Below are 2,517 nucleotides of genomic sequence, written 5' to 3' on the forward strand. Positions count from 1 at the left end.
GTGCGCGGCAATATCCAGAAGCAGCGGATCGCGCTGGATGGCAAGCGCCGCCGGGCAGTCGAGGATGCGCTCGAAAAAATGCCCGCTGAGCAGCGAGCGGCCAAGGCGTTTCTCGGCCTCGGCATGTTCCCCCGGCATGAATTCGAGACGGCGGTCGAAATTGCCGAAGCAAGGCGTGCGCCCGGCGAAGTCGGCGATCTCTTCATGGATATCAGGCGGCAGGACCAAGCCTGAGAACAGCCCGTCGGAGCGCAACGCATCGACGACCGCTCCCCGTTCGACACCGGCAAACATCGTATCCCCGGCATTGGCGACCGGGCGGGCGCGTTTTGCGCCCAGCCAATGCATGCGGCGTCCAGGCATTGTGCGCGCCAGCACGAACATCGGCAGCCAGGCGGGGTTTTCGCGCAGGTCCTTGAGATAGGTCGGAATGCGCACCGCGATGCGTCGCAACAGACTGCCGTCGCGCGCAATAGCCTCGAGACTGGCCGCGCCGGATGTGTCGGGGGTTGAAAGCTTCATTGGGTCCTCGGCTATGAGAGCACCACCGATGCCGCATCGGTGCTCGCCACTCGGCATGTCCCAAACCCAATTCCCGCTTGAACGGACGCTAACCCCGCGTCAGATTTTGTGCAATGCACAATGGCCTGAGCAGCTGCAAAAAATCATGTCGAGGAGCGGCGTTCCTGCTTGGCGGGCGCCATCCAGATCTCGGCGTCGAGCCGCTTCGTTGCGAGGCCGCGGGCGATGGCCTCAGCACTGCCGGCACTCTTGGCCGCGGCCGCCGCCTGACGCTTGCTGATCAGCAATCCGTCGGCCAGGGCGCGGTTTCCCGAAAAGACCCGTGCCAGGAATGGCGTGCGGCTGGCCCGCGTGCGCGAAAACCGTGCGGCCATGGTCTGCCTGGCCGTATGCGCGACAACCTCATCGATCCAGCCCTCCACCAACCGCGCGCCCGGTTCCAGGAGCAGCAACCAGTCCCCCTTGGCCTGGCGGATGCCGGCAGCGACACCGCCGGTCACGTACTGACAGCCGGCATGCTCGGCCACACGATGCGTCTGGTCGGCGGAGCCTGTGTCGCAGACGATGACTTCACGCACCACGCCTTCGACCGCGCCGCCAATCAGCGAGGCGAGCGTGCGGGCGAGGCCCTCCTCGTCATTGCGGGTTTCGATGAGAACACTGAGCATCCTTAGCCGAATAGCGGAAAGCGCCGCACAGCGCCAGTTTTGCATCGCACCATAGAAAGTTCTTGCTTTGTTCTCATCGATGAAATAGGAATAATTTCATGAACAGAGCGATTCGACACAACACGGACAGTCCCTGGGAGCGGGCGAAAATGGAACAGATCGTGCGCGCCGACATTGCAGCTTTCGGAGCAGGAAGAGCCGAGATGGCCAATGCGATGGTCGAGCAGAGCGGCATGCGTGTCCGCCCGGACCGCAACCGCGGCAGGTCGGCCGGCATCAACCCGTCCGGCCGATTCGAGCCAGTCAGCCGGCACGTGTTCGACGATGGCTGGAATTCGCTGGAAGAACTGCCCCCCTTCAAGACCGAAGTGCAGGTCGAGAAGCCGCGCACCATCATCACCCGCAACGAATCGCCCGACATTTCCTTCGACCGTTCCATCAACCCTTATCGCGGCTGCGAGCATGGCTGCGTCTATTGCTTTGCCCGCCCGACGCACGCGTTCATGGGCCTGTCGCCGGGTCTGGATTTCGAATCGAAGCTGTTCGCCAAACCTGATGCGGCGCGCTTGCTCGACAAGGAGCTTTCGAAGGACAGCTATCAGCCGCGCACCATCGCCATCGGCACCAACACCGACCCCTACCAGCCGATCGAGAAGCAATACCGGATCATGCGCGAAATCCTCGAAGTGCTGGAAGCGCGCGGCCATCCGGTCGGCATCGTGACAAAGTCCGCCCTGGTGACGCGCGATATCGATATCCTGTCGCGCATGGCCGAACGAGGGCTCGCCAAGGTGGCGCTGTCGGTGACGACGCTCGACCGCATGCTGGCGCGCACCATGGAGCCGCGCGCGTCGACGCCGACCAAGCGGCTGGAAGCGATCCGGCAGCTTTCGGATGCCGGCATTCCGGCGTCGGTCATGGTGGCTCCGATCATTCCGGGCCTGACTGATCCGGAGATGGAACGCATCCTCGATTCGGCACGTGCGGCCGGCGCGCGCGAGGCGGGTTATGTGATCCTGCGGCTGCCGCTGGAGGTCAGCCCGATCTTCAAGGACTGGCTGCTGCGCCATTATCCCGACCGTTACCGCCATGTGATGTCGCTTGTCCGCTCCATGCGTGACGGCAAAGACTACGATTCGGAATGGGGCAAGCGCATGAAGGGCGCCGGTCCCTATGCCTGGCAGATCGGCCGGCGCTTCGAGATCACAGCCAAGCGGCTTGGTCTCAATGCCGAACGGCGCACGCTGCGGACCGATCAGTTCGTTGCCGCCGGGAAAGACCAGGTGCAACTGACGCTGCTTTGAAGAGACAATTCGTCGCGATGGAT

The 2,517-nt window shown here is 63.4% G+C and carries 2 protein-coding genes and 1 pseudogene; 1 reads left to right on the top strand and 2 read right to left on the bottom strand.

Annotated features, from left to right (window positions below; translation table 11 throughout):
• A pseudogene (locus tag ENZ75_RS28360) lies at positions 1–522 on the bottom strand (hypothetical protein); the annotation flags it as partial.
• A 143-nt stretch (positions 523–665) separates the two neighbouring features.
• The gene (locus tag ENZ75_RS28365; RefSeq protein WP_063167649.1) at positions 666–1,190 is read right to left on the bottom strand and encodes a glycosyltransferase; all 525 of its coding nucleotides are present in this window, start codon (positions 1,188–1,190) and stop codon (positions 666–668) included.
• A gap of 149 nt (positions 1,191–1,339) precedes the next feature.
• On the opposite strand from ENZ75_RS28365, the gene ENZ75_RS28370 reads away from it, so the two are divergent.
• Positions 1,340–2,494, top strand: a complete 1,155-nt coding sequence (locus ENZ75_RS28370) for a PA0069 family radical SAM protein (protein ID WP_023808673.1) — start codon at positions 1,340–1,342, stop codon at positions 2,492–2,494.
• Positions 2,495–2,517 lie beyond the last annotated feature (23 nt).

The sequence above is a fragment of the Mesorhizobium sp. M7A.F.Ca.CA.002.04.1.1 genome, assembly GCF_004022805.1.
Classification (GTDB): domain Bacteria; phylum Pseudomonadota; class Alphaproteobacteria; order Rhizobiales; family Rhizobiaceae; genus Mesorhizobium; species Mesorhizobium ciceri.